26 protein-coding genes and 1 pseudogene are annotated in these 24,557 nt (G+C 69.7%); 3 read left to right on the top strand and 24 right to left on the bottom strand.

The genetic code is table 11. From position 1 onward, the window contains the following. Positions 1–70: 70 nt before the first annotated feature. The 3 genes from glgP to N177_RS08995 all read right to left on the bottom strand — a co-directional run bounded on the left by glgP (position 71) and on the right by N177_RS08995 (position 3,115). Positions 71–1,762 carry an alpha-glucan family phosphorylase gene (glgP, locus tag N177_RS09005; protein ID WP_040485487.1) on the bottom strand — a complete coding sequence of 564 codons (1,692 nt, stop codon included), beginning with the start codon at positions 1,760–1,762 and terminating at the stop codon, positions 71–73. Between the two features lie 118 nt (positions 1,763–1,880). Next, positions 1,881–2,822 carry a 1-phosphofructokinase family hexose kinase gene (locus N177_RS09000; protein WP_023431995.1) on the bottom strand — a complete coding sequence of 314 codons (942 nt, stop codon included), beginning with the start codon at positions 2,820–2,822 and terminating at the stop codon, positions 1,881–1,883. A 35-nt stretch (positions 2,823–2,857) separates the two neighbouring features. Continuing rightward, positions 2,858–3,115, bottom strand: coding sequence for a hypothetical protein (locus N177_RS08995; protein WP_023431994.1), 258 nt, complete (start codon positions 3,113–3,115; stop codon positions 2,858–2,860). Between the two features lie 286 nt (positions 3,116–3,401). Here N177_RS08995 and N177_RS08990 point away from each other — a divergent pair, with 286 nt between their 5' ends. After that, on the top strand, positions 3,402–4,514 hold the full coding sequence (locus N177_RS08990) for a class II histone deacetylase (protein ID WP_023431993.1): 1,113 nt from the start codon (positions 3,402–3,404) through the stop codon (positions 4,512–4,514). Between the two features lie 8 nt (positions 4,515–4,522). Here N177_RS08990 and N177_RS08985 read toward each other — a convergent pair whose 3' ends face one another. The 8 genes from N177_RS08985 to N177_RS08950 form a co-directional block, all read right to left on the bottom strand. Next, a complete protein-coding gene (locus tag N177_RS08985) occupies positions 4,523–5,032 on the bottom strand; it encodes an RNA pyrophosphohydrolase (RefSeq protein WP_023431992.1) in 510 nt (169 codons plus the stop codon). A gap of 93 nt (positions 5,033–5,125) precedes the next feature. Beyond that, positions 5,126–6,205: a divergent polysaccharide deacetylase family protein gene (locus tag N177_RS08980; protein ID WP_023431991.1), complete on the bottom strand. Its 1,080-nt coding sequence runs from the start codon at positions 6,203–6,205 to the stop codon at positions 5,126–5,128. A 100-nt stretch (positions 6,206–6,305) separates the two neighbouring features. Continuing rightward, on the bottom strand, positions 6,306–7,631 hold the full coding sequence (locus tag N177_RS08975) for a S41 family peptidase (protein WP_040485485.1): 1,326 nt from the start codon (positions 7,629–7,631) through the stop codon (positions 6,306–6,308). After that, positions 7,628–8,896, bottom strand: a complete 1,269-nt coding sequence (locus N177_RS08970; RefSeq protein ID WP_051402309.1) for a murein hydrolase activator EnvC family protein — start codon at positions 8,894–8,896, stop codon at positions 7,628–7,630. Before N177_RS08970 ends, N177_RS08975 begins: the two co-directional genes overlap by 4 nt. A 99-nt stretch (positions 8,897–8,995) precedes the next feature. After that, positions 8,996–9,478: a 23S rRNA (pseudouridine(1915)-N(3))-methyltransferase RlmH gene (rlmH, locus tag N177_RS08965; RefSeq protein WP_023431988.1), complete on the bottom strand. Its 483-nt coding sequence runs from the start codon at positions 9,476–9,478 to the stop codon at positions 8,996–8,998. A 27-nt stretch (positions 9,479–9,505) separates the two neighbouring features. Beyond that, entirely contained in the window at positions 9,506–9,826 is a 321-nt protein-coding gene (rsfS, locus tag N177_RS08960) for a ribosome silencing factor (RefSeq protein ID WP_425280795.1), read from the bottom strand. A gap of 189 nt (positions 9,827–10,015) precedes the next feature. Continuing rightward, a complete protein-coding gene (locus N177_RS08955; RefSeq protein ID WP_023431986.1) occupies positions 10,016–10,657 on the bottom strand; it encodes a nicotinate-nucleotide adenylyltransferase in 642 nt (213 codons plus the stop codon). Continuing rightward, positions 10,654–11,958: a glutamate-5-semialdehyde dehydrogenase gene (locus tag N177_RS08950; protein WP_023431985.1), complete on the bottom strand. Its 1,305-nt coding sequence runs from the start codon at positions 11,956–11,958 to the stop codon at positions 10,654–10,656. Before N177_RS08950 ends, N177_RS08955 begins: the two co-directional genes overlap by 4 nt. A 79-nt stretch (positions 11,959–12,037) precedes the next feature. Here N177_RS08950 and N177_RS08945 point away from each other — a divergent pair, with 79 nt between their 5' ends. Beyond that, positions 12,038–12,781 (top strand): DUF72 domain-containing protein, encoded by a 744-nt coding sequence (locus N177_RS08945; RefSeq protein ID WP_040485483.1) that lies wholly within the window; start codon positions 12,038–12,040, stop codon positions 12,779–12,781. A gap of 6 nt (positions 12,782–12,787) precedes the next feature. Here N177_RS08945 and N177_RS21865 read toward each other — a convergent pair. The 7 genes and pseudogenes from N177_RS21865 to rplU form a co-directional block, all read right to left on the bottom strand. Further along, positions 12,788–13,042 (bottom strand): annotated as a pseudogene (locus tag N177_RS21865) (hypothetical protein); the annotation flags it as partial. Positions 13,043–13,125: 83 nt separating this feature from the next. Next, entirely contained in the window at positions 13,126–13,389 is a 264-nt protein-coding gene (locus N177_RS08935; protein ID WP_023431982.1) for a type II toxin-antitoxin system ParD family antitoxin, read from the bottom strand. A gap of 93 nt (positions 13,390–13,482) precedes the next feature. Continuing rightward, complete coding sequence (proB, locus tag N177_RS08930) at positions 13,483–14,601, bottom strand: glutamate 5-kinase (protein ID WP_023431981.1); 1,119 nt, start codon at positions 14,599–14,601, stop codon at positions 13,483–13,485. A gap of 6 nt (positions 14,602–14,607) precedes the next feature. Then, positions 14,608–15,657, bottom strand: coding sequence for a GTPase ObgE (gene obgE / locus N177_RS08925; RefSeq protein ID WP_023431980.1), 1,050 nt, complete (start codon positions 15,655–15,657; stop codon positions 14,608–14,610). Beyond that, on the bottom strand, positions 15,654–16,229 hold the full coding sequence (locus N177_RS08920; RefSeq protein WP_023431979.1) for a GNAT family N-acetyltransferase: 576 nt from the start codon (positions 16,227–16,229) through the stop codon (positions 15,654–15,656). Before N177_RS08920 ends, obgE begins: the two co-directional genes overlap by 4 nt. A 229-nt stretch (positions 16,230–16,458) precedes the next feature. Next, entirely contained in the window at positions 16,459–16,725 is a 267-nt protein-coding gene (gene rpmA, locus N177_RS08915; RefSeq protein WP_023431978.1) for a 50S ribosomal protein L27, read from the bottom strand. A gap of 12 nt (positions 16,726–16,737) precedes the next feature. Then, a complete protein-coding gene (gene rplU / locus N177_RS08910; RefSeq protein ID WP_023431977.1) occupies positions 16,738–17,124 on the bottom strand; it encodes a 50S ribosomal protein L21 in 387 nt (128 codons plus the stop codon). A 324-nt stretch (positions 17,125–17,448) separates the two neighbouring features. Here rplU and N177_RS08905 point away from each other — a divergent pair, with 324 nt between their 5' ends. Continuing rightward, a complete protein-coding gene (locus N177_RS08905; RefSeq protein WP_023431976.1) occupies positions 17,449–17,874 on the top strand; it encodes a hypothetical protein in 426 nt (141 codons plus the stop codon). A 27-nt stretch (positions 17,875–17,901) separates the two neighbouring features. On the opposite strand, the gene N177_RS08900 is transcribed toward N177_RS08905, so the two are convergent. From N177_RS08900 to N177_RS08875, 6 genes are all read right to left on the bottom strand, one after another. Further along, positions 17,902–19,257, bottom strand: a complete 1,356-nt coding sequence (locus N177_RS08900; protein WP_023431975.1) for an amidase — start codon at positions 19,255–19,257, stop codon at positions 17,902–17,904. A 73-nt stretch (positions 19,258–19,330) separates the two neighbouring features. Further along, on the bottom strand, positions 19,331–20,083 hold the full coding sequence (locus tag N177_RS08895) for an ABC transporter ATP-binding protein (RefSeq protein WP_023431974.1): 753 nt from the start codon (positions 20,081–20,083) through the stop codon (positions 19,331–19,333). Beyond that, positions 20,083–20,886 (bottom strand): ABC transporter ATP-binding protein, encoded by an 804-nt coding sequence (locus tag N177_RS08890; protein ID WP_023431973.1) that lies wholly within the window; start codon positions 20,884–20,886, stop codon positions 20,083–20,085. The genes N177_RS08895 and N177_RS08890 overlap by 1 nt, the downstream gene beginning before the upstream one ends. Positions 20,887–20,911: 25 nt before the next feature. Further along, a complete protein-coding gene (locus N177_RS08885) occupies positions 20,912–22,003 on the bottom strand; it encodes a branched-chain amino acid ABC transporter permease (RefSeq protein ID WP_023431972.1) in 1,092 nt (363 codons plus the stop codon). Next, positions 22,000–22,974, bottom strand: a complete 975-nt coding sequence (locus tag N177_RS08880; RefSeq protein ID WP_023431971.1) for a branched-chain amino acid ABC transporter permease — start codon at positions 22,972–22,974, stop codon at positions 22,000–22,002. Before N177_RS08880 ends, N177_RS08885 begins: the two co-directional genes overlap by 4 nt. A gap of 118 nt (positions 22,975–23,092) precedes the next feature. Further along, complete coding sequence (locus N177_RS08875) at positions 23,093–24,469, bottom strand: substrate-binding protein (RefSeq protein ID WP_023431970.1); 1,377 nt, start codon at positions 24,467–24,469, stop codon at positions 23,093–23,095. Between the last annotated feature and the right edge of the window lie 88 nt (positions 24,470–24,557).

Raw genomic sequence — 24,557 nt, 5'->3', positions numbered from 1 at the left:
TGGGTGCCGGGCGGCCCGCCTCGTTCGTAGCCTCCGCCGCCGGGCGCTGGCAAGCGCCGCGGCAGGGCCGTCAGCGCAGATAGGCCTCCGCGCCGTAGCGCCGCATCATGCGCTGGGTGTTGAAGGTCGAGCCGATGCGGCCGATCGACTGCTTCATCATCCAGATCCACTTCTCCCGGTCGTCGTGATAGAGTGGCAGGATGGTGCCCTCGAGCTTGCGATAGAGGTCCTCGCCGTCCTCCTCCGACGGCGCGCCGTCGCCGATCGCCCAGCCCGTCACGCCATCGAGGCAGCCTTCGGCCCACCACCCGTCGAGCGTGGAGAAGTTGAGCGCGCCGTTCAGCGCCGCCTTCATGCCCGACGTGCCGGAAGCCTCGAGGGGCGGCATCGGCGTGTTGAGCCAGATGTCGACGCCCGAAACGATGTGCCGCGCGACGCTCAGATTGTAGTTCGGGAGGTAGGCGATCTTCAGCCGGTCGGCGAGCCTGCCGCTGATGCCGAGGATCTCGTGGATCGCGGCCTTGCCCGTCGCGTCCCGGGGATGCGCCTTGCCCGCGATGACGATCTGGAAGGGCGTCTTCTCGGCGATCGCGAGCAGGCGCTCGGGATCGCGGAAGAGAAGCCCCGGCCGCTTGTAGCCGGTCATGCGCCGCGCGTAGCCGAGGGTCGGGAGGTCGGGATCGAGGCTCGTCCCCGTCCGCTGCCGGATGAGATCGGCCAGTTCGTGCTTCGCCGTCATGTGGGCCTGCCAGATCGTCTCGTCGGGCAGGCTGTCGACGTGGTTCAGCGCTTCGGGCTCGACATGCCACACCGGATAGTTCTCGTCGAAGATCCGGCAGAAGGCCGGGTGCGCCCAGCGGCCCGGATGAACGCCGTTCGTGATCGACCGCACCTCGTAACCGGGGAACATGTGCCGCGTCGTGTCGGCATGCTTGCGCGCGACGCCGTTCACGTAGTTCGACAGGTTGAGCGCGAGCTTCGTCATGTTCAGGTGGTCGGTCCCGCCGAGATCCTTCAGGTCGCCGTTCTGGAGGAGATCCCCGGCGATCCGGTTCACGAGCTCGTACGAGAACTTGTCGTGCCCCGCCTCGACGGGCGTGTGCGTCGTGAAAACGCACATGTCGCGGACGCGGCCGTAGTCGTACTCCGAGAAGTGCGGCAGCTGCCGCCCCAGAGCGCGGCGGAAGCGGTTCAGGAGCTCGATCGTCAGAAGCGCGGCATGGCCTTCGTTCATGTGGAAGGTGCGGATGTCGAAGCCCAGCGCCTGCAGGATCCTCGGCCCGCCCATGCCGAGCACGATCTCCTGCTTCAGGCGGTAGGTCTCGTCGCCGCCATAGAGATGATCGGTGATGTCGCGGTCGACCGGGTCGTTCTGCTCGACGTCGGTGTCGAGGAGAAGCACCGGCACCCTGCCGCCGGTCGGCGACTTGAGCTCGTAGAACCAGGGCCGGATCCAGACCGACCGACCCTCGAGCGTGACCGCCACGAGCGCGCCGAGCGGCACGGCGTGCGCCGCCGGGTCCCAGGGATCCGGCTCCTCGGTCTGGTTTCCGTCCGCGTCGATCACCTGCCGGAAATAGCCCTGCCGGGTGACGAGGGTAACGAACACCATCGGCAGGTTGAGGTCGGCGGCCGAATAGGCGGTGTCGCCTGCCAGCACGCCGAGGCCGCCGGAATAGGTGTGGACGGCCGGCTCGAGCGCGATCTCCATCGACAGATAGGCGACGCGGGTCCGCGAGGCGAAGGGTTCGACTCGCGTCACCGGCGCCGTCGGAACGGCGGGCGTGTCATCTTCTCGTTTCAGCAAGTCTCGCTCCCTTTTCAGCGTCGTTACGGGACGAATCCCGGACCGGACCACGGAACGCTTGGTCCCGGTTTGGTTACCAGAGCGGCTCGACCAGCACTCGGTCTCGCCTGAGGTGCTCGATATCCCCACGCTCTGCAAGTTCGCTGCCAGGTGTGAGCACGGCTGCCGTCCCGGCGGCGACGGCCCACGCGAAGCACTCCTCCCAGGGCAGATCCCCGGCGAGGGACCACATGAATCCGGCGAGAAAGCTGTCGCCCGCGCCGACCGCGCTCCTGACCTCCACCTCGATCGGCGGCGCGAACCACGCGCGCTCCGCCGTCACGAGGAGCGCGCCCTCGTCCCCCAGCGTCAGGGCCACCGCGGCGGCCCTCCCCGCGGAGACGATATCCTTCGCGGCCGCGAGTTGCGAGGCCCTGTCGGGCAGCTTCGTGCGCGTCACGCCCTCGAGCTCCCTGAGGCTCGGCTTGCAGAGATAGACACCCTCGTCCAGGGCCGCCTTCAGCGAATCGCCGGAACTGTCGACGACGAGGCGGGCGCCGAGAGCACGGCTGATCCGTGCCACCTCGCCGTTGACGGAAGCTGGGCACCCCAGCGGCAGGCTGCCGCTCGAGACGACGAAGCGCGGCGTCTCGCAGCATTCGAGGGCGTCGAGACAGCCCCGCCATTCCGCCTCCGAGAGAAGCGGGCCCGGCAGGACGAAGCGGTATTGCTCGCCCGTCGCCGCGGCGGTGGCGGTGAAGTTCTCGCGCGTCTCTCCCGCGATCCTGACGGGCACCGTCGCGATCCCCTCCTTCTCGACGGCGCGCACGAGCAGGTCGCCCATGCTGCCGCCCGCGGGGAAGAGCGCGCGGCAGTCGCCTCCGAGCCGGCGGACGACGCGCGCGACGTTGATGCCGCCTCCGCCCGCCTCCCGCCGCTCCTCGCGGCAGCGGATCTTGTGCGTCGGCGTCACGGCATCGGCGGTGACCGAGAGGTCGACCGCCGGGTTCATCGTCAGGGTGAGGATATCGCTCATTCCGTTCCCGTGGCTGAGCGGGGGCGGAGCGGCCCTTAGCGCACCGACTTCTCGGCCGCCGGCAGCTCGGCCTGGACCCGCCCGAGGAACTCGTCCCAGCTCAGCTTGGAGAACTCCAGGAGCATCACGAGGCCGCCCGCGCTCAGCGGCTCGGAGCCGAGCTCGATGCGGGTGAGCTCGAGCTCGGGAACGTCCAGCGCCTTGGCGAGCACGTCGCGCGGAATGTGCCCCTCGTCGTGCAGCTTGCGCAACACGTGGGCGATGGCGACGTCGTAGACAGCTTTCTTGCGCATGAACGGCCTCTCTCAGCGCCGGCGGCCCCGGCTCGGTTGCATCTGGCGTGCCACACTTAGCGGTCAACCGCCCCCGGAGGCAAACGGAAGTGCTGCCGGCGATGCCGCGGCTCGCCGAGGGCGAGGGACCCCGGCCTTGTTCAAAGACGGCCCGATGGAGGATGTGGTTCCCCCACAGTGGGAAATCCTCCTAAAGAACGCGCACGGATCTGTGCATTTGCGCTTCACCCGCTGCCGTGCGAGCCCTATGGCTCCACGACGGTGCGGCGGAGCGCGCGAGGACAGGATGACGAAGACCGGCTTCTGGTGGGACGAGCGCTGCTTCTGGCACAGCGGCGGAAACTACGCCTTCCTCCTCCCCGTCGGAGGCCTCGTGCAGCCGCAGGCGGCCGGCGGTCTCCCCGAGAGCCCCGAGACGAAGCGCCGCCTGAAGAACCTCCTCGACGTGACGGGCCTGATGCGTGAGCTCCACTCGGGCTCGGCGCCCGAGGCGACGGAGGAGGAGCTGCGGCGCGTCCACCCGCGAGAGTACCTTGCCGAGTTCAAGCGGCTGAGCGACGCCGGCGGCGGCGAACTCGGCCGGCGCACGCCCTTCGGCCCCGGCGGCTACGAGGTCGCGGCGCTGTCGGCGGGGCTCGCGGCGCAGGCGCTGCGGGCGGTCCTCTCGGGCGAGCAGGACAATGCCTATTCGCTCTCGCGCCCGCCGGGGCACCATTGCCTGCCCGACTTCCCGAACGGCTTCTGCCTCCTCGCGAACATCGCGGTCGCGGTCGAAGCCGCGTTCGCGGAGAAGCGGGCCGGGCGGATCGCCGTCATCGACTGGGACGTCCACCACGGCAACGGCACCGAGGCGATCTTCTACGGCCGCGACGACGTGCTGACGATCTCGCTCCACCAGGACCGGAACTATCCGCCGGACACCGGCCATGTCGAGGCGCGGGGCGAAGGCAGGGGCGAGGGCTCGAACATCAACGTGCCGCTGATGCCCGGGGGCGGGCACGAGGCCTATCTCTCCACCTTCCGCCGCATCGTGCTCCCGGCGCTCCATCGCTACCGGCCGGACGCGATCGTCGTCGCCTGCGGCTACGACGCCTCGGGCGTCGATCCCCTGTCGCGGATGATGGCGGGCTCGGAGACCTTCGCCGAGATGACGCGGATGACGATGGACGCGGCCGCCGATCTCTGCGGCGGTCGTCTCCTCATCGTCCACGAGGGCGGGTACTCGGAAGCGCATGTGCCGTTCTGCGGGCACGCCGTCATCCAGACCCTCGCGGGCTCCGGCATCGCGGCGCCGGACCCGTTGAAGCCGCGGCTCGACAGCCAGCAGCCGGGCGAGCGGTTCAACAGGCTTCAGGACGAGATGATCGGCGAGATGGCGGCCTTTTTCGGCCTCGCCTGAACGACGGACTACCTGATCAGCGGGACGAGCTCGTCGACGATGCGGCGATAGACGTCGCGCTTGAAGGGCACGACGCGGTTCATGAGCTCGTCCGGGCCGACCCACTGCCAGCGGTCGAACTCCGCGTCGTGGCCGTCCGGCACGTTCACGACGTCGATCTCGCTCTCCTCGCCCTCGAAGCGCATGGCGTACCATTTCTGCTTCTGGCCGCGGAAGCGGCCGCCCCAGGCCTTCCCCTGAAGCTCCGGGGGAAGGTCGTAGAGCCACCACCCCTCGGATTCGGCGACGATCCGGACCGACCTGATCGACGTTTCCTCGTAGAGCTCGCGGAAGACCGCCACCCGCGGATCCTCGCCCTCGTCGATCCCGCCCTGCGGCATCTGCCACCAGGTGCCGGGGCCCTCGGGCTCCTCGGGGCCGTCCATGCGGTGGCCGACGAAGATCAGCCCGTCGCGGTTGACGACGAGCGCGCCGACGCAGGGGCGGTATGGAAGCTGCTCTGGTTCGACGATCGACACGGGTGTTCCTGCTCCTCGCGGGGGCTTCGGTTGCAGCGGCAAGGTCGTGCGGGGAACGTGAGGAGTCAACGGCAGGCTCCGGCCGCCCCGCCGTCAGCTCCCCGTCACGCCGACCGCGGCCGAAACGGGAACGAGCGCCGCACCCCGCTCCTCGAGCCCCTCGGCCCACTCCGCGATCGCGTCGATCGTGACCGGCAGCCCGGTGGCGAAGCCGATCGCGCTGCCCTCGCGCGCTGCCAGGGCCTCGAGCTCGTCGAGGGCCCTGCGGACGTCGTCCTTCCGGGGCACGACGTCGACCACCATGTCCGCCGCCGCGGTCGGCAGGCCGATCTCCCGCCCGATCTGCGGGGCGAGGCTGCGCTGGGAGCTGCCGTCCTCGACATAGAGCAGGCCCCGCGAGCTGAGCTCCTGGAGGAAGGCGCGCATTCCGCCCTCCGTGGCGCTGAAGCGCGCGCCCATGTAGTTCGTCACCCCGACATAGCCGCCGAAGCGCGCCATCGACCAGTGGAGACGGTCGCGGTTCTGCGCGGCGTCGAGGCCGGTCAGCAGCGTCTGCGGGCCCGGGTCGTTGTCGGGAAAGTCGTAAGGCTCCATCGGCATCTGGAGCATGATCTCGTGACCGGCCCGCCGGGCCCTGCGGGCGAGATCGGCGAGATCGCGGCCGTAGGGCGCGAAGGCGAGCGTGACGCCCGGAGGCAGTTCGGCGATCGCCTTCTCGGTGGCCGACGCCGAAAGGCCCATGCCGCCGACGAGGATCGCGATCCGGCTCTTGCCCAGCGCGTCCGCCGAAACCGGCGCCGCGTAGGCGCGCGCGGAGGTCTCGCCGTCCGGCCCGATCCTCGGCAGGGGGCCGTGCGGGCCGGGCTCTGTCAGTGCGGGATCGAGGTCACGTCCCGGTTCCGCCTGCGCCATCGACATCGGATCGCGGATGACGATGTCGGCCGGCGCGACCCGGTGGCCGGAGGGGAGCGGCTCGGGCTGGCCGTCGCGGGTGATCGAGGGGCGGATGCCGGCGTCCTGGCGGTCCGGCTTCGCCGGTCCGGAGACGATCCTGGCCACGTGGACCGGCTCTCCGCCGTAAGGGTCCTCGGCGACGAGCAGATACAGGCCCGTGACGCCGAGAAGGAGGATGCAGGCGGTGCCGATCCACTTCAGCACCGTCGTGCGGTCCATGTCCGCGCCGTCACCCCTGCGGCGCCTTCTGCCGGCCATCTCTGCCCCCTCGAAGCCCGAAAGCGTGCGGCGCGCCCCGCCGGGGCGCGCCGCATCGTCGTCAGTTGGCGCTCGCCGCCTGGCTGGCGGGGAAGCTCGCATGCGTCTGCACGCCGCGCAGCAGGTCGAAGGCGTAGTTCAGCTGAACGTCCTCCGTCTTGTCCTGCGGGACGTAGGCGAGCGAGCCGGCCTGTTCCTCACCCTCGGAGGCCTGGAGGTGGCCCCGCAGCGACGACTCGCCCCGCGGCTCCACGTTCTGGCCCGCCATGTCCTCGGGAAGCGGCTGCTCCACGATGATGTCCGGCGTGATGCCCATGGCCTGGATCGACTTGCCTGAGGGCGTGTAGTAGCGGGCGGTGGTCAGGCGAAGGGCGCCGTTCGTGCCGAGCGGGATGATCGTCTGGACCGAGCCCTTGCCGAAGGAACGGGTGCCCAGGACGGTCGCGCGGCGATGGTCCTGGAGAGCCCCCGCCACGATCTCGGACGCGGAGGCCGAGCCGCCGTTCACGAGCACGATCACCGGCTTGTCGCCGAAGAGGTCGCCGGAGCGCGCGTTGTAGCGCTGCGTGTCCCTCGCCTCGCGGCCGCGGGTCGAGACGATCTCGCCCTTGTCGAGGAAGGCGTCGGACACGGCGATCGCCTGGTCGAGGAGACCACCCGGGTTGTTGCGCAGGTCGAGGACGAAGCCCTTCAGCCGCTCCGCGCCGACCTCCGCCTGCAGCTCGTCGGCCGCCTTGCGAAGATTCTCGAAGGTCTGCTCGTTGAACTGCGTGACGCGGACGTAACCGAGATCGTCCTCCACGTTCCACCGCACCGAGCGGATGCGGATCGTGTCGCGGATGAGCGTCTTCTTGATCGGCTCGGCGGCGCCCTCGCGGACGATCGTCAGCTCGATCGGCGTGTCGACCCGGCCGCGCATCTTCTCGACCGCCTCGGACAGGGTCAGGCCCTGGATCGGCTCACCGTCGAGATGCGTGATCAGGTCGTTCGGCAGGACGCCGGCCTGCGCGGCGGGCGTCTCGTCGATCGGCGCGACGACCTTGACGACGCCGTCTTCCATCGTCACCTCGATGCCGAGGCCGCCGAACTCGCCCTTCGTCTGCACCTGCATGTCGCGGAAGCTCTTCGGCGGCAGGTAGCTCGAATGCGGGTCGAGGCCCGCGAGCATGCCGTTGATCGCCGATTCGATGAGCTTGGAATCCTCGGGCATCTCGACGTAGTCGGCGCGCACGCGCTCGAACACGTCACCGAAGAGGTTGAGCTGCCGGTAGGTCTCGGAGCTGGCGGCGTTCGCCGCACCTCCGGTCAGCTGGGGTTGCGTGATGAGCAGGCTGCCTGAGCCTCCCAAGATCATTCCGAGTACGAGAAGCGTCGCCTTGCGCATTATCCGCCAACTCCTGTGCCGCCGTCCGACCACCACGGGTCCGGATCGATGGACCGTCCGTCCTTACGAAATTCGATGTAGAGCGTCGGCTGTTGCCGGCCGATGCTCGTTCTCTCGGCGCTCGCGAGCCGAAGCTCGCCCATTGCCCCCACCGGCTCGCCGGCCAGGACGAACTGCCCGACTTCGACACCGATACTACTCATACCAGCCAATAGAACATGATAGCCGTCGCCCGGGTCGACTATCAAGAGTTGCCCATACGTTCTGAACGGCCCGGCGAAGACGACGTGACCGTCCGCCGGCGAAACGACCTGCGCGGCCGACCGTGTTGCGATGGAGAGGCCCTGGGCGATGTCGCCGTAGTCGTCCGCCTCTCCGAAGCGGCGCACGACCGGGCCGGAAACCGGCGCCGGCAGGAGCCCGACGGCCTGGCCGAACGGCACGGCGGGACTGAGCCTGCCGAGATTGCCGAGCGCCTGCCGGGCCTCCTCCCGCGTCACCGTGCGGTCCTCGCGGCCGGTCCTGCCCCTGTCGAACGTGATCTCCTCCTCGACGGAGGCGATCAGGTCCTCGACGCCTTCGGCCTTCTCCGCGAGCTCCCGGATCCGCGCCCGCGTCGCCGCCAGCTGGTCCTCGTTCTCGGCGATCGACTGCCGCTTCGCCTCCATCAGGGAGGCCAGCTCCTCGCGCTGCGACGAGAGCTCCTCCGTGCGCGCGACGAGCCGGTCCCGCTCCCCCGCGGCTTCGGTCTTCAGCCTGTTCAATTCCTCGAGATCGGACACGAGCGCCTCCGTCTCGACCCGCAGATCCGGCAGCACCGCGCCGAGCAGCATCGCCGAGCGCACCGCCTTCAGCGCGTCCTCGGGCGAGACGAGCATCGCCGGCGGCGGCTTGCGCCCGATCCTCTCGAGCGCCGCGATGAGCTCGATCAGCAGGCCGCGCCGCGAGCCGAGCGATTCCCGCACGCCCTGCTGCCTGTCGCCCAGATCGAGGAGCCGGTCCTCGATGCCGCTGATCGCCGTCTCGGTTTCCTGCACCTGGCCGGCGACGCCGATCAGTCGCTCGTTGAGCTGCGCGCGGTCCGCCTTCAGCCCCTCGATCTCCGCGGCGAGCGCCTTCTCGCGCTCGCGCCCGGCTTCGAGCCCGCGGCGGAGCTCGTCGAGATCCGCCTCCGGCGCGGCAGCCTCCGCCGGCGCGTCCGTTTCCTGCGCGTGCGCGGGCGCAGGCGGCCAGCCGGTGGCTGACGCCGCCACCATCAGAGCGGCCACGGCTGGCGCGCGGAACGATGCGCAGCGAAATTTCATGGAGGAGAGGATGGCCCCGCCCGGTTAAGACAGCGTCAACCATCTCCCGGCGGTGTGGCCAAATCATGCCCGGTGGTAGGGGTGGCCCGAGAGGATCGTCATGGCGCGGTAGATCTGCTCCATGAGCATCACGCGCACGAGTTGGTGTGGCCAGGTCGCCCGGCCGAATCGCAGGGTCCCGTTCGCGCGGGCCCGAAGATCGCCGCCGTGCCCGTCCGGCCCGCCGATGGCGAACGCGAGGTCCTTCCGGCCGGCATCCGCGAGAGCGCGCAGCTGGTCCGCCAGGGCCTCGCTCCCCGTATCCTCCCCCGCTTCGTCGAGCAGCACGAGGTGCGCCCCGTCGGGCAGCCTCGCGAGAAGCTGCTGCGCTTCCGCGCGGCGGCGCTCGTCAGCCGAGGGCGCGCGCGCCTCGGCGATCTCCTTCACCTGGACGGCCGTCAGGCCGAGCGACCGCCCCGTCGCCTCCGCCCGCTTGTGGTAGCGGGCGACGAGGTCGCTCTCGGGCCCCGATTTCAGGCGGCCGACGGCGAGGATCGTGATCCGCATGCTCCGCCGGCCACCGCCACTCGGTCGTCAGCCGTTCAGCCGCTCGGCCGGCGCCTCGTCGGACCACATCTTCTCGAGATTGTAGAAGGCGCGGACCTCGGGCCGGAACAGGTGCACGACGACGTCGCCGGCGTCGATCAGGACCCAGTCGCAGGTCTCGAGCCCCTCGACCGAGGCGCGGCCGAAGCCGCCGTCCTTGAGGGCGCGGATCACCCTGTCGGCGACGGCGCCGACATGGCGGTCCGACCGGCCCGAGGCCACGATCATCGTGTCCGCGAGGGCCGACTTGCCGCTCAGATCGATGGAAACCACATCCTCGGCCTTGCCGTCATCCAGCGCTTCGAGGATCGTGCGGTGGAGATCGTCCGGGGCATGATCCGCGCCGGCGATCCCGATGTGAGGCGCGCCATGGGCGTCGGCCTCGAAAGTCTTCGCGAGTGTCAGGGTAACTTCCTCTTGTCATCCCCTAGTGCGAAACGAGCAGCCCGAAGGTTTCTTCGCTGCCGCTTCGTAATATGGTCGGCTTTCGTGACTGATTCAAGAATTCTCCATCCGGTCCCGCGGCCAGAGGCCTGACCGCCGGATCTCCGAGGAGGACAGGTCGGACCGCGGCCCGTGGACGATCGCCCAGGCCGGCGGCGGCGCATCCGCCAGCCGCCGCGAACGCGTCTCCGGCAGCCGGGCGAGGCGATAGCGTGCGGCGAACGGGCTCGAGGCCGCGCGCAGCGTCGAGCCCGGGCGGTCGACGACCCCGATCGGCACCATCTCCGCGATCTCCCGCCAGGCGTGCCAGCGGTGGAAGCTCGCCATGTTGTCGGCGCCCATGACCCAGACGAAGCGCAGGTCCGGGCGGCGTGCCAGGAGGAAGCGCAGCGTGTCGCGGGTCCGGCTGATCCCGATGTCGGCCTCGACGCTCGTGACGCGGACGCGGGGCATGCGCCGGGTCACGAGCCGGCAGGCTTCGAGACGCGCCTCGAGGCTGCCGAGTTCGCCCCGGTTCTTCAGCGGATTGCCGGGCGTGACGAGCCACCAGACGAAATCGAGGCCGAAGCGCGCGAGCGCGAGCCGGCTGATGTGGACGTGGCCCTCGTGCGGCGGGTTGAACGAGCCCCCGAGCAGGCCGACGCGCTGGCCGGCACCCGCCGCCGGCAGCCTCGGCCAGACATACCCTCCCGTCACGCCCGGGTCTGGCCCGTGCCGCGGACGCGGTAGTTGAAGCTCGTCAGCTGCTCCACGCCGACCGGCCCCCGCGCGTGCATCCGGCCGGTCGCGATGCCGATTTCGGCGCCCATGCCGAACTCGCCACCGTCGGCGAACTGCGTGGAAGCATTGTGCACGACGATCGCCGCGTCGACCTCTGCGAGAAACCTGTCCGCGACCGCCTGGTCGTCGGTGATCACCGCCTCGGTGTGCTGCGAGCCGTGCGTCGCGATGTGGGCGAGCGCCCCCTCGATGCCGTCGACGAGCTTCACCGCGATGATCGCGTCGAGGAACTCGTGGCCGTAATCCTCCGGCGCGGCCGCGACGACGCGGGCGTCGACGGCCTGTGTGGCCTCGTCGCCGCGCACCTCGCAGCCCGCCTCGATCAGATCTTGGACGAGCGGCTTCAGGTGCGTGTCCGCGACACGCCGGTCGACGAGCAGCGTCTCCGCGGCACCGCAGATGCCGGTGCGCCTCATCTTCGCGTTGACGACGATGTCCCTCGCCATCGCGAGATCGGCGCCGGCATCGACATAGACGTGGCAGATGCCTTCGAGATGCGCGAAGACGGGCACGCGCGCCTCCGACTGCACGCGCTCGACGAGGCTGCGGCCGCCGCGCGGCACGATCACGTCGAGATTGCCGCCGAGCCCCTTCAGCATCCAGCCGACCGCCGCACGGTCCGTCACCGGCACGAGCTGGATCGCGTCCTCCGGGAGGCCCGCCGCCACGAGCCCCTGCGCGAGGCAGGCGTGGATCGCGCGGGCGGAATGGAAGCTCTCCGACCCGCCGCGCAGGATCACCGCGTCGCCGGCCTTCAGGCAGAGCGCCCCGGCATCGGCGGTCACGTTGGGGCGGCTCTCGTAGATCACGCCGATGACGCCGAGCGGCGTGCGCACGCGCTCTATCCTGAGGCCGTTCGGCCGCTCCCATTCCGCGATCACGTCGCCCACCGGATCGGCCAGTCCCGCAATGTCTTCGATGCCGCCCGCCATGCTCTCGATGCGCGCGGGATCGAGCGTCAGGCGGTCGATGAAGGACGCGGGTCTTCCGGCCTCGCGCGCCGCCTGGAGATCGATCGCATTCGCGGCGAGGATCGCTTCCCGGGAGGCCCGCAGCGCCGCCGCCATCGCATGAAGCGCCTCGTTCTTCCGCGGCGCCGGGGCGAGCGCCAGCACCCTGGACGCGGCGCGGGCGCGGCGGCCGAGGTCGAGCATCAGCGCGGCCACGTCCTGCGCCGCCCCGCCGTCCCGAACCGCATTGGCGGTGATGGAGTTCATGACCCGTCACTCCGGCAAACGCACGATTGCGAAGGCCGATGTGACACATCGACCCGCGGCGATCAATCGGGACGGACGCATGGCAGCGGTGAGGATCGGCACGTCCGGCTGGCACTATGACGGCTGGATCGGCACCTTCTATCCCGAGAAGACGCCGAAGAAGAGGTTGCTCGAGGCCTATGCCCGGCACTTCTCGACGACCGAGATCAACGCCTCCTTCTACCGGGTGCCGAGCGAGGCGGCGGTCGCCTCCTGGGCCGCGAACGCGCCCGACGGCTTCGTCTTCGCGTGGAAGGCGTCCCGCTTCATCACCCACTACAAGCGCCTGAAGGACTGCGAGGAGCCGGTGCGCTACGTGACGGGGCGCATGGCGCCGCTGGGAGAGAAGTTCGGCCCCGTGCTCTGGCAGCTTCCCCCGCAGCAGAAGCCCGACCACGACCGGCTCGGCCGTTTCCTCGACCTGCTGCCGAAGGAGCGCCGCCACGCGGTCGAGTTCCGCGACCCCGCCTGGTACGAGGAGGCGACCTTCCGGCTCCTGCGTGACGCGGGCGTTTCGCTCTGCGTCTCCGACCACGCCCACGCGCCGGCCCCCTGGGAGGCGACGGCCGCCCACGTCTATCTCCGCCCGCACGGCCCCGGCGGCCGCTACGAGGGCCACTACTCGAACGACGGCCTCGCCGATATGGCGGACCGCATCGCCGGCTGGACGGCCGAAAGCCGCGACGTGTTCTGCTATTTCGACAACGACCAGAAGAGCTGCGCCCCGTTCGACGCGCAACGGCTGATCGGGATGGTCAGGGAGCGGGGTGTGGAGGTGGCGTGAAGCGATTCACTCGCCTCTCTCGGCATCCATCAGCCGTACAAGCGCCGTCGCAACGTCGCTGCGGACGTGCAGGAAGTCGACCACGGAGACAGCGCCGGCATTCTCCCTGAAGATGACGAAGTGCTCCCCCGCCCTTGCATACCGGTAGCTGGCTTCCGAACGCACCCCGAGGAGCATTTTGCAGTCCCTGACACGAGCTTCACCCGCGGCGATCGCGGAACAGGCTTCGATGAGCCTTTCGCCGTAGAGCTGGGCTTGGCGGCTCCCGAAGGTCTCGTGCGTCTAGTCGATGATGTCGGCGAAGGATCTGCGAGCGCGTGGCGTAAGCCGCCAGGAGTTCGCCATCAGGCGCGCTTTCGACCGACTGCCTCCGCCAGCACGCGGCGCATCGCCTCCTCGCCGGTGCCCTCGGCGAACTCGCCGCGCTCGGCCTGCTCGACACCTTCCTTCAAGCGCTCCCGCAGCGCCTCGAGCGCCAGCTCCTCCTCCTGGAGGAGCCGCAGGCCCGCGCGCAGAGCTTCGCTCGCGTTCTGGTAACGGCCGGACGCGACGAGCCTGTCGACGAAGTGGGACTGGGCTGCGGTGAGGACGACGTTGCGGGTCACCATCTGAGCCTCCTGGGTGTGATGGCAATATATGCCAAGGCGCCGGCCGCGTCGACGTCGGACCTCAGACGCCCGTTCTCCGGCCGCCCGCCGCCCTCACACCTCCCTGAGGGCCATGTCGTCGCGGTGGATCATCTCGGCGCGGCCGGAATAGCCGAGGATCTCCTCGATGACGCCGGAGTTGCGGCCCATGATCTTCACGGCGTCGGCGGCGTCGTAGGCGGAGAGGCCGCGGCCGATCTGGTGGCCGTCGCGCTCGCGGATGATGACGGCGTCGCCCCGGCAGAACTCGCCCTCGATCCCCACGACGCCCGCCGGCAGGAGGCTCTTGCCGTTGCGCAGCGCCCGCGCCGCCCCGGCGTCGACGAGGATCGTGCCGCGCGGCTCGATCGAGCCGCCGATCCAGCGCTTGCGGGCCGTGACGGGATTTCCGCGCGCGTTGAACCAGGTGCAGCGGCCGCCCGTGTCGATCGCCTTGAGCGGGTGCTCGATCGTGCCGGAGGCGATGACCATCCGCGTGCCGGCGTCGGTCGCCATCTTCGCCGCCTCGATCTTCGTCGCCATGCCGCCGCGCGAGAGCTCCGAGGCCGCTCCCCCCGCCATCGCCTCGATCTCCGGCGTCACCCGCCTGACCTCCTCGAGCAGGCGCGCCTCGGGATCGAGATGGGGCGGCGCGGTGTAGAGACCGTCCACGTCCGACAGGAGCACGAGGCAGTCCGCGCTCGCCATCGTGGCGACACGGGCGGCGAGCCTGTCGTTGTCGCCGTAGCGGATCTCGCTCGTCGCCACCGTGTCGTTCTCGTTGATCACCGGCACGGCCCGCATCGCGAGAAGGGTCGAGACGGTCGAGCGGGCGTTGAGGTAGCGGCGCCGCTCCTCCGTGTCGCCGAGCGTCAGGAGCAGTTGCCCCGCCACGAGCCCGCGCGTGCCGAGGGCCTCGGACCAGGCGCGCGCGAGCGAGATCTGGCCCACGGCCGCCGCCGCCTGCCCCTCCTCGAGCTTCAGCTTGCCTGGCGGGATCTTCAGCACCGTGCGGCCGAGCGCGATGGCGCCGGAGGAGACGACGAGCACCTCGGCGCCCGCGCCCGCGAGCGCGGCGATGTCGTCGCAGAGCGCGTCGAGCCAGCCGGCCTTCAGGCCCTCGTGCCGGTCGACGAGCAGCGAGGAGCCGATCTTGATGACGATGCGCCGGCAGGCGGAAAGCCGCTTGTCCATGGGAGGCTAAGGCCGCCAGCCTTCCTCGCCCCGGGCGGCGATCTCGGCTTCCCTCGCCTCGTCCTCGCGCCTGAGGTCGAGCTCGCGGACGATGGCCGACAGCGCCTCCCGCACGCCGCGGCCGGTCGCCGCCGAGACGAGCAGCACGTCCTGCCCGCATGCCTCCGCGAGCGCCTGCCGCTTCTCCGCGATCGCCTCCTCGTCGGCGGTGTCGCATTGCGACAGCGCGACGATCTCCGGCTTCTCCTCGAGCCCCGCGCCGTAGGCGTCGAGCTCTCCGCGCACCACCTCGTAGGCGTGGGCGACGTCCTCCTCGACGGCGGAGACGAGGTGGAGAAGCACGCCGCAGCGCTCGACATGGCCGAGGAAGCGGTCGCCGATGCCGACGCCCTCGTGCGCGCCCTCGATCAGGCCCGGAATGTCGGCGAGCACGAACTCGCGGTCGTCGAGCCGGACGACGCCGAGATTGGGGTGAAGCGTCGTGAAGGGATAGTCGGCGATCTTCGGCTTGGCGGCGGTCACGGTCGCGAGGAAGGTCGACTTGCCGGCGTTGGGAAGGCCGACGAGCCCGGCGTCCGCGATCAGCTTCAGCCGCAGCCAGATCCAGCGCTCGTCGCCCTCGAGCCCCGGGTTCGCGCGGCGCGGCGCCTGGGTGATCGACGACTTGAAGCGGGCGTTGCCGAAGCCGCCATTGCCGCCCCGGGCGATCGTCACCCGCTGCCCGACCTCGGTCAGGTCGGCCAGGATCTCCTCCTGGTCCTCGTCGAGGATCTGGGTGCCCACCGGCACCTTCAGCACGATGTCGGCGCCGTTCGCGCCCGTGCGGTTCGACCCCTTGCCGTGCTCGCCGCGCTTCGCCTTGAAGTGCTGCTGGTAGCGGAAGTCGATCAGCGTGTTCAGCCCGTCGACGCACTCGACGACGACGTCGCCGCCGCGCCCGCCGTCGCCGCCGTTCGGGCCGCCGAACTCGACGAACTTCTCGCGGCGGAACGACACGCAGCCATTGCCGCCGTCGCCGGCCTTCACATAGACCTTCGCCTGGTCGAGGAACTTCATCTCGCGTCCTTCCGGAAGGTCTCGCGCGTCAGCGCGGTGTCGATGTGGCGCACGTTCGCGCGGCGCGCCTCGCACCATCTCATGTGCGAGCCCACCACCTCGAAGCCGAGCTTCTGCTGCACCCTGAGCGAGGCGGGATTGTCCTCGAAGACGCCGGACGCCACCCGGCAGTCGGGCCTGCGGCGGAAGATGTCGGAGAGGACGAGCGACACCGCCTCCGTCATCAGCCCGCGGCCCCAGTGTGCGCGCCCGAGCCAGTAGCCGATATGGGCGCCCTCCGCGTCGTACTCGATGCCGACGATGCCGGCCGGCTCGCGGCCGCCCGGCAGGACCGCCAGCTCCTCGGCCGCGCCGCGCAGCGCCCGCGGCGCGACGCCGTCGAGGAACTCCCTCAACCGCTTCTCGGGCACCGGCCAGGAGACGCGCGCGAGCATGCGCACGACGTCCCAGTCGTTCAGCTGCGCATAGAGCGCGTCCGCGTCGTCCGGCCCCGCCAGGCGAAGAAGAAGGCGCTGGCTCGCCAGCACCGGCCGGTCGCGCCCGAGCGCCTCGTGCTCCGAGATCTCGTTCATCGTGAGGACCCTGGCTTTGGAGCGGGATGAGGAAAAGTGGGAACCGGCTTTCCGCCCGCATCCCGCTCTGAACCTCTGGAATCGATCACATTGATGATCGCTGGTCCAATCGACCAGAGATCATCAATGTGATCTGAACGACGAAAGGGGAGACGGTGGTCCGCCTCCCCTGGTCCGATTGACTGACGACCCGCCGAGGCTCGACCTGCGGCGGCTCGCGAACCGCCCGTTACTCGGCGGCCTCCGGCACCACGACCGAGACGTACTGCCGACCGCCCTTGCTGGTGCGGAAGGAGACGTGGCCGTCGGCCATGGCGAAGATCGTGTGATCCTTGCCGAGGCCGACATTGTCGCCGGGATGCCAGCGCGTGCCGCGCTGGCGGATGATGATGTTGCCGGCCACGACCTGCTCGCCGCCGAACTTCTTCACGCCGAGCCTGCGGCCGGCTGTGTCGCGGCCGTTGCGGGACGAGCCGCCTGCCTTCTTGTGCGCCATGGTCTGGCCTCCTTATGCCTCGGAGGAGGCTTCGCCGGCAGGCGCCGCCTCTTCCTTCTTCGCCTTGGAAGCGGACTTCTTGCCGCCCGAGGCCGCGATGTCGGTGATGCGCACGACCGACAGGTCCTGCCGGTGGCCGGCCGAGCGCTGGTAGTGCTTGCGGCGGCGCTTCTTGAAGATGTGGACCTTCTTGCCGCGCGCCTGCTCCACGAGCTCGCCCGTGACCGTCGCGCCCTTGATGAAGGGAGCGCCGACCTTGACGTCGTCGCCTTCGCCGACGAACAGAACTTCCTCGAACGTGATCGTGTCGCCGGCCTCGCCCGGAAGCCTCTCGATCCTGATCACGTCATTGGCGGCAACGCGATATTGCTTGCCGCCCGTCTTGATGACCGCGTACATGCCCAGTTCCATTTCTCGTCGCGCCCTGTGGCGCCGTGCCCTCGCGGGCGACGGACTTTCGCGGGATCGGCTTCCCGACCGGCCTGCCCGGCCGGTGGAGCGATCAGAGCCTCGGACAGCGTGATTGTTGGCACGGGTTGCGTCGTGCAACGTGCGCCTGAGGCGCGGAATATACGGACGGCGTGCGATAAGTCAACGGAGACGCGGCCGGATGGGCCCACGGGAACACGCGGCACGAAACGATGTGGCACGGCCGCCGAGGCACCCGTGACATCGCGGCGCATCTCGGGTGAGGATGCCGCCGGACACCAGCGGAGTGACCCCGTGCCTTTTCCGAAAGAGCTCTGCGTCGCCGGCCTCGCGGCCGCGCTCGCCTGCGCCGCTCTCCCCGCCCCGGCGACGGCCGCGGAGTGGCAGCGGCCCGACAGCCCCTTCACGCTCGGCGAAGCCTATCCCGACGTGCCGGCGACCTGCGAGACGGCGGGCTACTGGATCGAGCACGGCCCCGACATCGACGCGCGCGTCAGCTTCGCCGTGCGCGGCCCTCTCGTCGCGACGGAGTGGGACGGCGCCCTCGCCTATCTCGTCATGTGCCCCGAAGTCGGCGTCCAGATCATGTGCGTCACCTACAGCCGGGAGGGCCGGGAGGTCGGCGACATGGCCCTCTTCGCGGGCGGCTACATGCGCGTCGACGAGCGTCGCATCATGCTCGATCCCTGCCTCGCCTCGCCGGACGATGGGGAGCGGTGAGATCGAGGAGGCAGCTTGGGCCTGCCGTCATTCCTCCCGCAGCGGCGCGAGGACGCGCTCGACCGCGCGGGCGACCGCGAGGAGCCGCCTGTCGTGCATCGCCGGCGCGAAGAGCATGAGGCCGACGGGCGGATCGCCGAGCCTGTGGCAGGGGATGGAGATCGCGCAGCCGTCCATCATGTTGACGGCGGTCGGGTTCCTCAAGACGAGCAGGTTCGTCTTCGCGAACAGTTCGTCGTCCTCCTCGAGCGGCGCAAGCTCCGGCGGAACGACGGGAACGGTCGGGCAGATCACGGCGTCGAAGGCCGAAAGCTCGCGCTCGACCCGTCCGACGAGATCCTTCCTGAAAGCCTGGAGGTCGAGGAAGTCCGCCGCGCTCTGCTCGGCGCCGCGCGTGATGCGGGCGGCCACGCGGGGGTCGTACTCGTCCGAGCGCCCGACGATGAGCGGCCGGTGCCAGGCGTAGGATTCCGCGCCGGGAAAGCCGCCGAGCGAGTTCGCCGACGCGATCTCGCCGAACGGCTCGAGCGGCGTCTCGAAAAGCCGCGCCCCCGCATCCGCGATCAGCCGGGCGGCCCGGCCGAAGCTGCGCGCGACCGTTTCGTCGAGACCGTCGAGGAGAAGCGTCTGCGACACGGCGAGCCTCAGGCCCTCGATCGAGACGCGCGGCAGCGGCGACGGCTCCTCGCCGGCCAGCACTGAATCGAGCAGCGTGCAGCAGGCGACCGTCGGCGCCAGCGCGCCGACCGAATCGAGCGACCACGACAGCGGCGCCGCGCCCGTCGTCGGGACGCGGCGCGCCGTCGGCTTGAAGCCCGTCAGGCCGCACATCGCCGCGGGGATGCGCACGGAGCCGCCGGTGTCCGAACCGATCGCGGCCACCGCCATGCCGTCCGTCACCGAGACGGCCGCCCCCGAGGACGAGCCGCCGGGAATGCGTCCGGTCTCGCGGTCGTAGGGGTTGAGCGGCGTGCCGTAATGCGGGTTGAGGCCGAGGCCGGAGAAGGCGAACTCGGTCATGTTCGTTCGGCCCACGAGGACCGCGCCGGCGGCCCGCAGCCTCTTCACGACGGGCGCGTCGTCGGCGGCGGGCTCCGCGTCCTCGAGAACCCGCGAGCCCGCCTTCGTCACCTCGCCCCGGACGTCGAACAGATCCTTGATCGAGATCGGCAGGCCCGCCAGCGGTCCCTGCGGCACGCCCGCCTCGCGCACCATGTCGCTCGCGCGCGCGACGACCGGCGCCGCCTCCTCGTAGAGCGAGAGGAAGGCGCGGCCGCCCTCGCCCGCCGGATCGCGCGCCCGGTCGAGGGCTTCGAGCGTCAACGCCTCGCTCGTCGTCTCGCCCGTCTCCAGCGCCTCCAGGATATAGTCCAGCGAGATCATCCCCGTCCCCCGCGATTCGCCCCTCGGCGAGGCTAGCACGGCGGGAGCGGGATTTCGCGTGGCCTTCCCGACGTCAGATCGCCAGGTACTCGTTCCGGAGCTCCTCGTTGTCGAGAACCTCCTTCGCGGTTCCGCGATAGGCGACGGAGCCCATGTCGAGGATGACGGCGCTGTCGGCGATGCGCAGGGCGGCGACGGCGTTCTGCTCGACGATGATCGTGGTGATGCCGAGCCCCTTGATCTCGAACATCGCCTTCTCGATCTCCTCCACGATCGTCGGCGCGAGCCCCTCGTAGGGCTCGTCGAGCAGGAGGAGCTTGATGTCGCGGGCGAGGGCCCGGCCGACGGCCAGCATCTGCTGCTCGCCGCCCGACATCGTCGTCGCCTCCTGCCGCCGCCGCTCGCCGAGGCGCGGGAAGAGCTGGTAGATCCGGTCGACCGGCCACCCGACCGGCTCTGCGGTCTGCGCGAGGATGAGGTTCTCCTCCACCGTCAGGCCGCCGATGATGCGCCTGTCCTCCGGCACGAGCTGGATGCCGGCGCGCGCGGCCTGCCAGTCGCGCATCTTGTGGACCGCCTGGTCGCCGAGCCAGATCTCGCCCGCCGTCAGGTGCGGCTCGTGGGCGCGGGCGATCGTCTTCAGCGTCGAGGTCTTGCCGGCGCCGTTGCGCCCGAGCAGCGCGACGATCTCGCCTTCCTTCACGTCGAAGGTCACGCCCTGGACGATGTAGCTCTCGCCGTAATAGGACTCCACGTCCTTCAGCCGGACGAAAGCCTCGCCCGCGGGCGCGGCGGCCGGCCGTTCGGCCTCCATGACGGCGCTCATCAGTGGCTGCTCCCCAGATAGGCTTCGCGGACTTTCGGATTGCCGCGCACCTCCTCCGGCTTGCCGAAGGCGATGGGGGTTCCTTGCGCGAGGCAGGTGATCACGTCGGCGAGCGAGAACACGACGTGCATGTCGTGCTCGATCACGATCATCGTGATGCCGGTGGCGGAGATCTCCCGGAGGAGGTCGATCGTGCGGTTCGTGTCGTGGCGCGCCATGCCGGCCGTCGGCTCGTCGAGCAGCATCAGGCGCGGCTTGCAGGCCATGCAGATGCCGAGCTCGAGCCGGCGCTTGTCGCCGCGCGACAGGTGCGCCGCGTCGTATTTCGCCATCTTGAGGAGCCCGAGGCGCCGCAGGATCTCGGACGCCTCCTCGACGGCCGGGTGGGTCGGCGAGAGGTAGACGAACGGGTCGATCCGGAACTGGCCGTTCATCTTGGCGAGCGCGGCGATCGCCACGTTGTCGAGCAGCGACATGCCGGGGAAGACCTGCGGCGTCTGGAAGACGCGCGCGATGCCGCGCTGCATGATGTTGTGGGGCGACAGGCCCTTCAGCGGCTTGCCGTCGAAGACGACCTCGCCCTCGTCGGCGTCGATCAGGCCGATCATGCAGTTGAGGAGCGTCGACTTGCCGGCCCCGTTCGGGCCGATGATGGCATGGATCTGGCCGTGCTCGACGGTGAGGTTCACGTTGCTGAGCGCACGCAGGCCGCCGAAGCGCTTGCTCACGCCCCTGATGACGAGGAGGTCGTCGCCCCCCCTCGCGTGGCCGGCCGCTGGCTCGGTTGTGTGTGTGGCGGTCACGGGTCGTTTCCTTGAGCTGCCGGCGTCAGGGACGGGGATCGGTGTGGCGGGGCTCGGTGAGCTCCATGTCCGGCACGTTGTGCCGGCGGCCGTGCAGGAGCTTGTGCCCCGTCGCGCGCCAGACCACCCGCCAGATGTCGATCAGGCCGCCGGGCAGGAAGATGACGATGGCGGCGAAGATGAGCCCCAGGATCAGGCGCCACTGCTCGCCGATCATGCCTTGCACGACGTTCTCGAAATACATGAGGAAGGCGGCGCCGATCATCGGCCCGATCAGCGTGCTCGCGCCGCCGATGACGGTGGCGATGACCACCTCGCCCGAGGTCGACCAGTGGAGGAACTTCGTCGCCACGTAGGGCTCGTAGATGACCATGAGCGAGCCCGCGAGCCCGGCGTACATCGCCGATATCAGGAACGCCATCATCTTGTACGCCCACACGTTGATGCCCGTGTATTCGAGCCGCATGGGGTTCTCCTTGATGGAGCGCAGCATGAGGCCGAACGGGGAGCGCTTCAGGAACTGGGCGACGAGGAACATGATCACGAGGATCACGGCGCAGAAGTAGAAGACCGCGATGCCCCGCAGGTTCATGCCGAGGAGCGTGGGATAGTGAAGCCCCGTCAGGCCGTTGTCGCCGCCGGTCCAGCGCTGCAGCGTCGAGGAGAGCACGAGCGCGTGGATCATCTCCGCGAAGGCGAGGGTGAGGATCGAGAAGTAGATGCCGGTGCGCCGCAGGGTCAGGAAGCCGATGAACAGCGCGACGAGGAGCGTGCCGACGAAGGCGAACGCCATCGCGGGTATCACGTCGGACGAGAAGTGCTTCAGGCTCAGGCCGGTGATGTAGGCCGCCGTCCCGAAGAAGGCGGCGTGGCCGAAGGAGAGGAGGCCGGTGAAGCCGAGCAGGAGGTCGAAGCCGAGCGCGAAGATCGCCCAGATGACGATCTTCGTCGCCAGCGCCTCGTAGCCGCCGAGCTCGACGAGCCACAAGGGCATGGTGAAGGTGACCATGCCGATGATCGCGACCACCACGAGGTCGCGCCCCCGGCCGTTCCACATGCCGGCCCGGCCGCCCCGCTCGTCCGCTCCGGCGTAGACGGGCTTTGCGACGTCGCTCATTCGAACACTCCCTTCTTGCCGAACAGGCCGCGGGGCCGAACGAGCAGGACGACCACTGCCACGAGGTAGACGACGATCTGCTGCAGCGCCGTCAGGAAGCCCTTCATGAACGGATCGACCGCGAGCGCGGCGAAGCCCGTCGTGAAGGCGCTGGCCATTCCCAGAAGGACGGCCGCCACGAGCGCGCCGAGCAGCGAGCCCATGCCGCCGATCACCACGACCAGGAACGATGGGACGAGATAGGCGAGGCCGACCGTCGGGCTCACCTGGGTCACCGGGCCGCCGAACACGCCCGCCACCCCCGCGATCGCCGCGGCGAGGCCGAAGACGATGGCGAATTTCTGCGTCACGTTGATGCCGAGATGGCTGACCATCTGCGGGTCGCGCATGCCGGCGCGGACGACGAGGCCGAACCGGGTGAACTGCAGGAGCACGAAGAGGCCGAGCACGACGATCGCCGAGACGCCGATCAGGAGGAGGCGCCAGAAGGGGAAGAAGGTGAAGCCCTCGATCCCCGGCATCGGGATCCGGAGCCCCGGAATGGCCTCGGGCACCGTGGCGCCCAGCCCGTAGAACAGGACCTGCCCCGAGCCCCACGACGGCAGCGCGAACGGGATGTTGTTCGCGCCGAAGATCCATTTCAGCGCCTCCTCGATGACGATCGCCAGGCCGAACGTCACGAGGATCTGGTCGGTGTGTGGTCGGTCGTAGAACCAGCGTATGAGCCCGCGCTCCATCAGGAGCCCGACGAGGAAGAGCAGCGCCGGCACGATGAAGATCGCGTAGGTGAAGCCCATCGACCGCGAGATGAGCACCGCGGCGTAGGCCGCGATCATGTAGAGCGCGCCGTGGGCGAAGTTCACCACGCCGAGCGTGCCGAAGATCAGCGTCAGGCCCAGGGCGATCAGCGCGTAGATCGCGCCGAGCTGGAGCCCGGTCAGAAAGTTCAGGAAGAACGCGTTGAATTCCATGGTCGGATGCTCACCCGTGGGCCGGCCGCGAAACACGACGCGCCGGCCGGAAGATGCCTGCCGGCGCGGAGGGCCTGTCCGGGCCTCCGGAGATATCCGAAGGCCCGGATCCTGCTGCTCAGGCCGGCTCGTAGGGGCCGAGATCCGCCTGCTCGCCGCCGAAGGCCGGCAGGGCGGGGTCGTACTCGATGTCGGCGCGCGGCACGACCTTCACGATCTCGAGCAGGTCGTGCTGGTCGGCACGTTCGCTCGGCGGCTTGCCCTGCACGACGAGCACGTCGTGGAAGCACTGGTGGTCGGCGCCGCGATAGAGCATGGGCCCTTCCGAGCCGATGCCGGTGAACTCGAAGTCCTCGAGCGCCTTGATCACCTCGGGCGGATAGAACGTGCCGGCCCGCTCGGCCGCGCTGGCGTAGAGAAGCGTCTGCACGTAGGCGGTCTGCGCGGCCTGGCTGGGCGGGCGGTCGTAGTCGGCGACGAACGCGTCGACGAAGGCCTTCGTGCCGGCGTCGGGCAGCTTCTCGTTCCAGTTCGTGGTGCCGTAGACGCCCTCGATGTTGTCGCCCGCGCCTTCCGCCATCAGCTCGGAATAGAGCGGCACGACGATCTGGAAGTCCTTCCCGTTCTTCTGCAGGTCGCGCATGCCGAACTGCACGGCCTGGGTCAACGAGTTCACCATGTCCTTGCCGTAGTGGTTCAGGATGACCACGTCGGCATCCGAGTTCAGCACCTGGGTGAGATACTGCGAGAAGTCGGGCGCGCCGAGCGGCGTCATGATGTTGTTGACGGTCGTCCAGCCCTGGTCCTCGGTCGACGCCTTCATCGACTCGTACTGGGTGTGGCCCCAGGTGTAGTCGGCGGTCAGGTGATAGGCCCGGCGGTCCTTGCCGTAGCTCTCGGCGATGATCGGCCCGAGCGCGATGCCCGACATGTAGGCGTTGAAGAAGTGCCGGAAGCCGTAACGACGGCGGTCCTTGCCCGTCGTGTCGTTCGAATGCGTGAGGCCGTTCATGAAGATCACGCCCTTTTCCTGGGCGAGATACTGGTTGGCCACCGCGGTCGCGGAGGACGAGCCGCCGGAGAACATGATCACGCCGTCACGCTCGATCATGCGCTGCGACACCTGGCGGGCGGCGTCCGGGTTCGTCTGGTCGTCCCCGACCACGTACTCGACCTTCTTGCCGAGCACGCCGCTGCCCGAGAGACCGCTGTCGGAGATGATGCTGTCGAAGTCGAAGCCCTCGTTCAGGTGCTTCACCGCGAGCTGGTACGCGCGCAGCTCGTCGGCGCCCTCGTCGGCATAGGCACCCGTCTGCGGCAGGACGAAGCCGAACTTGATCGACGAGCCTTCCGTGGCGCGGGGGAAATTCCCGATCGCCTTCTCCTGCGCCCACGCGCCCTTGATGAAGAAGCTCGGGGCCGAAAGGGCCGCCGCGCCCACGGCGCCCGCCGTCAGCAGGCCGCGCCGGGTCGGCCGCCTAATGTCCTTGGTCATGCAGTTCCTCCCGCTTGGGTATGAGGTCGCGCAAGCTCCCGCGCGCTTCCGCACACATCGGGGCCATCGACCTTCGCTCTATCGGCGG

It is taken from the genome of Lutibaculum baratangense AMV1 (assembly GCF_000496075.1).
GTDB classification, from domain to species: Bacteria; Pseudomonadota; Alphaproteobacteria; order Rhizobiales; family Tepidamorphaceae; genus Lutibaculum; species Lutibaculum baratangense.
This window is presented reverse-complemented; position numbering and strand designations above follow the sequence as displayed.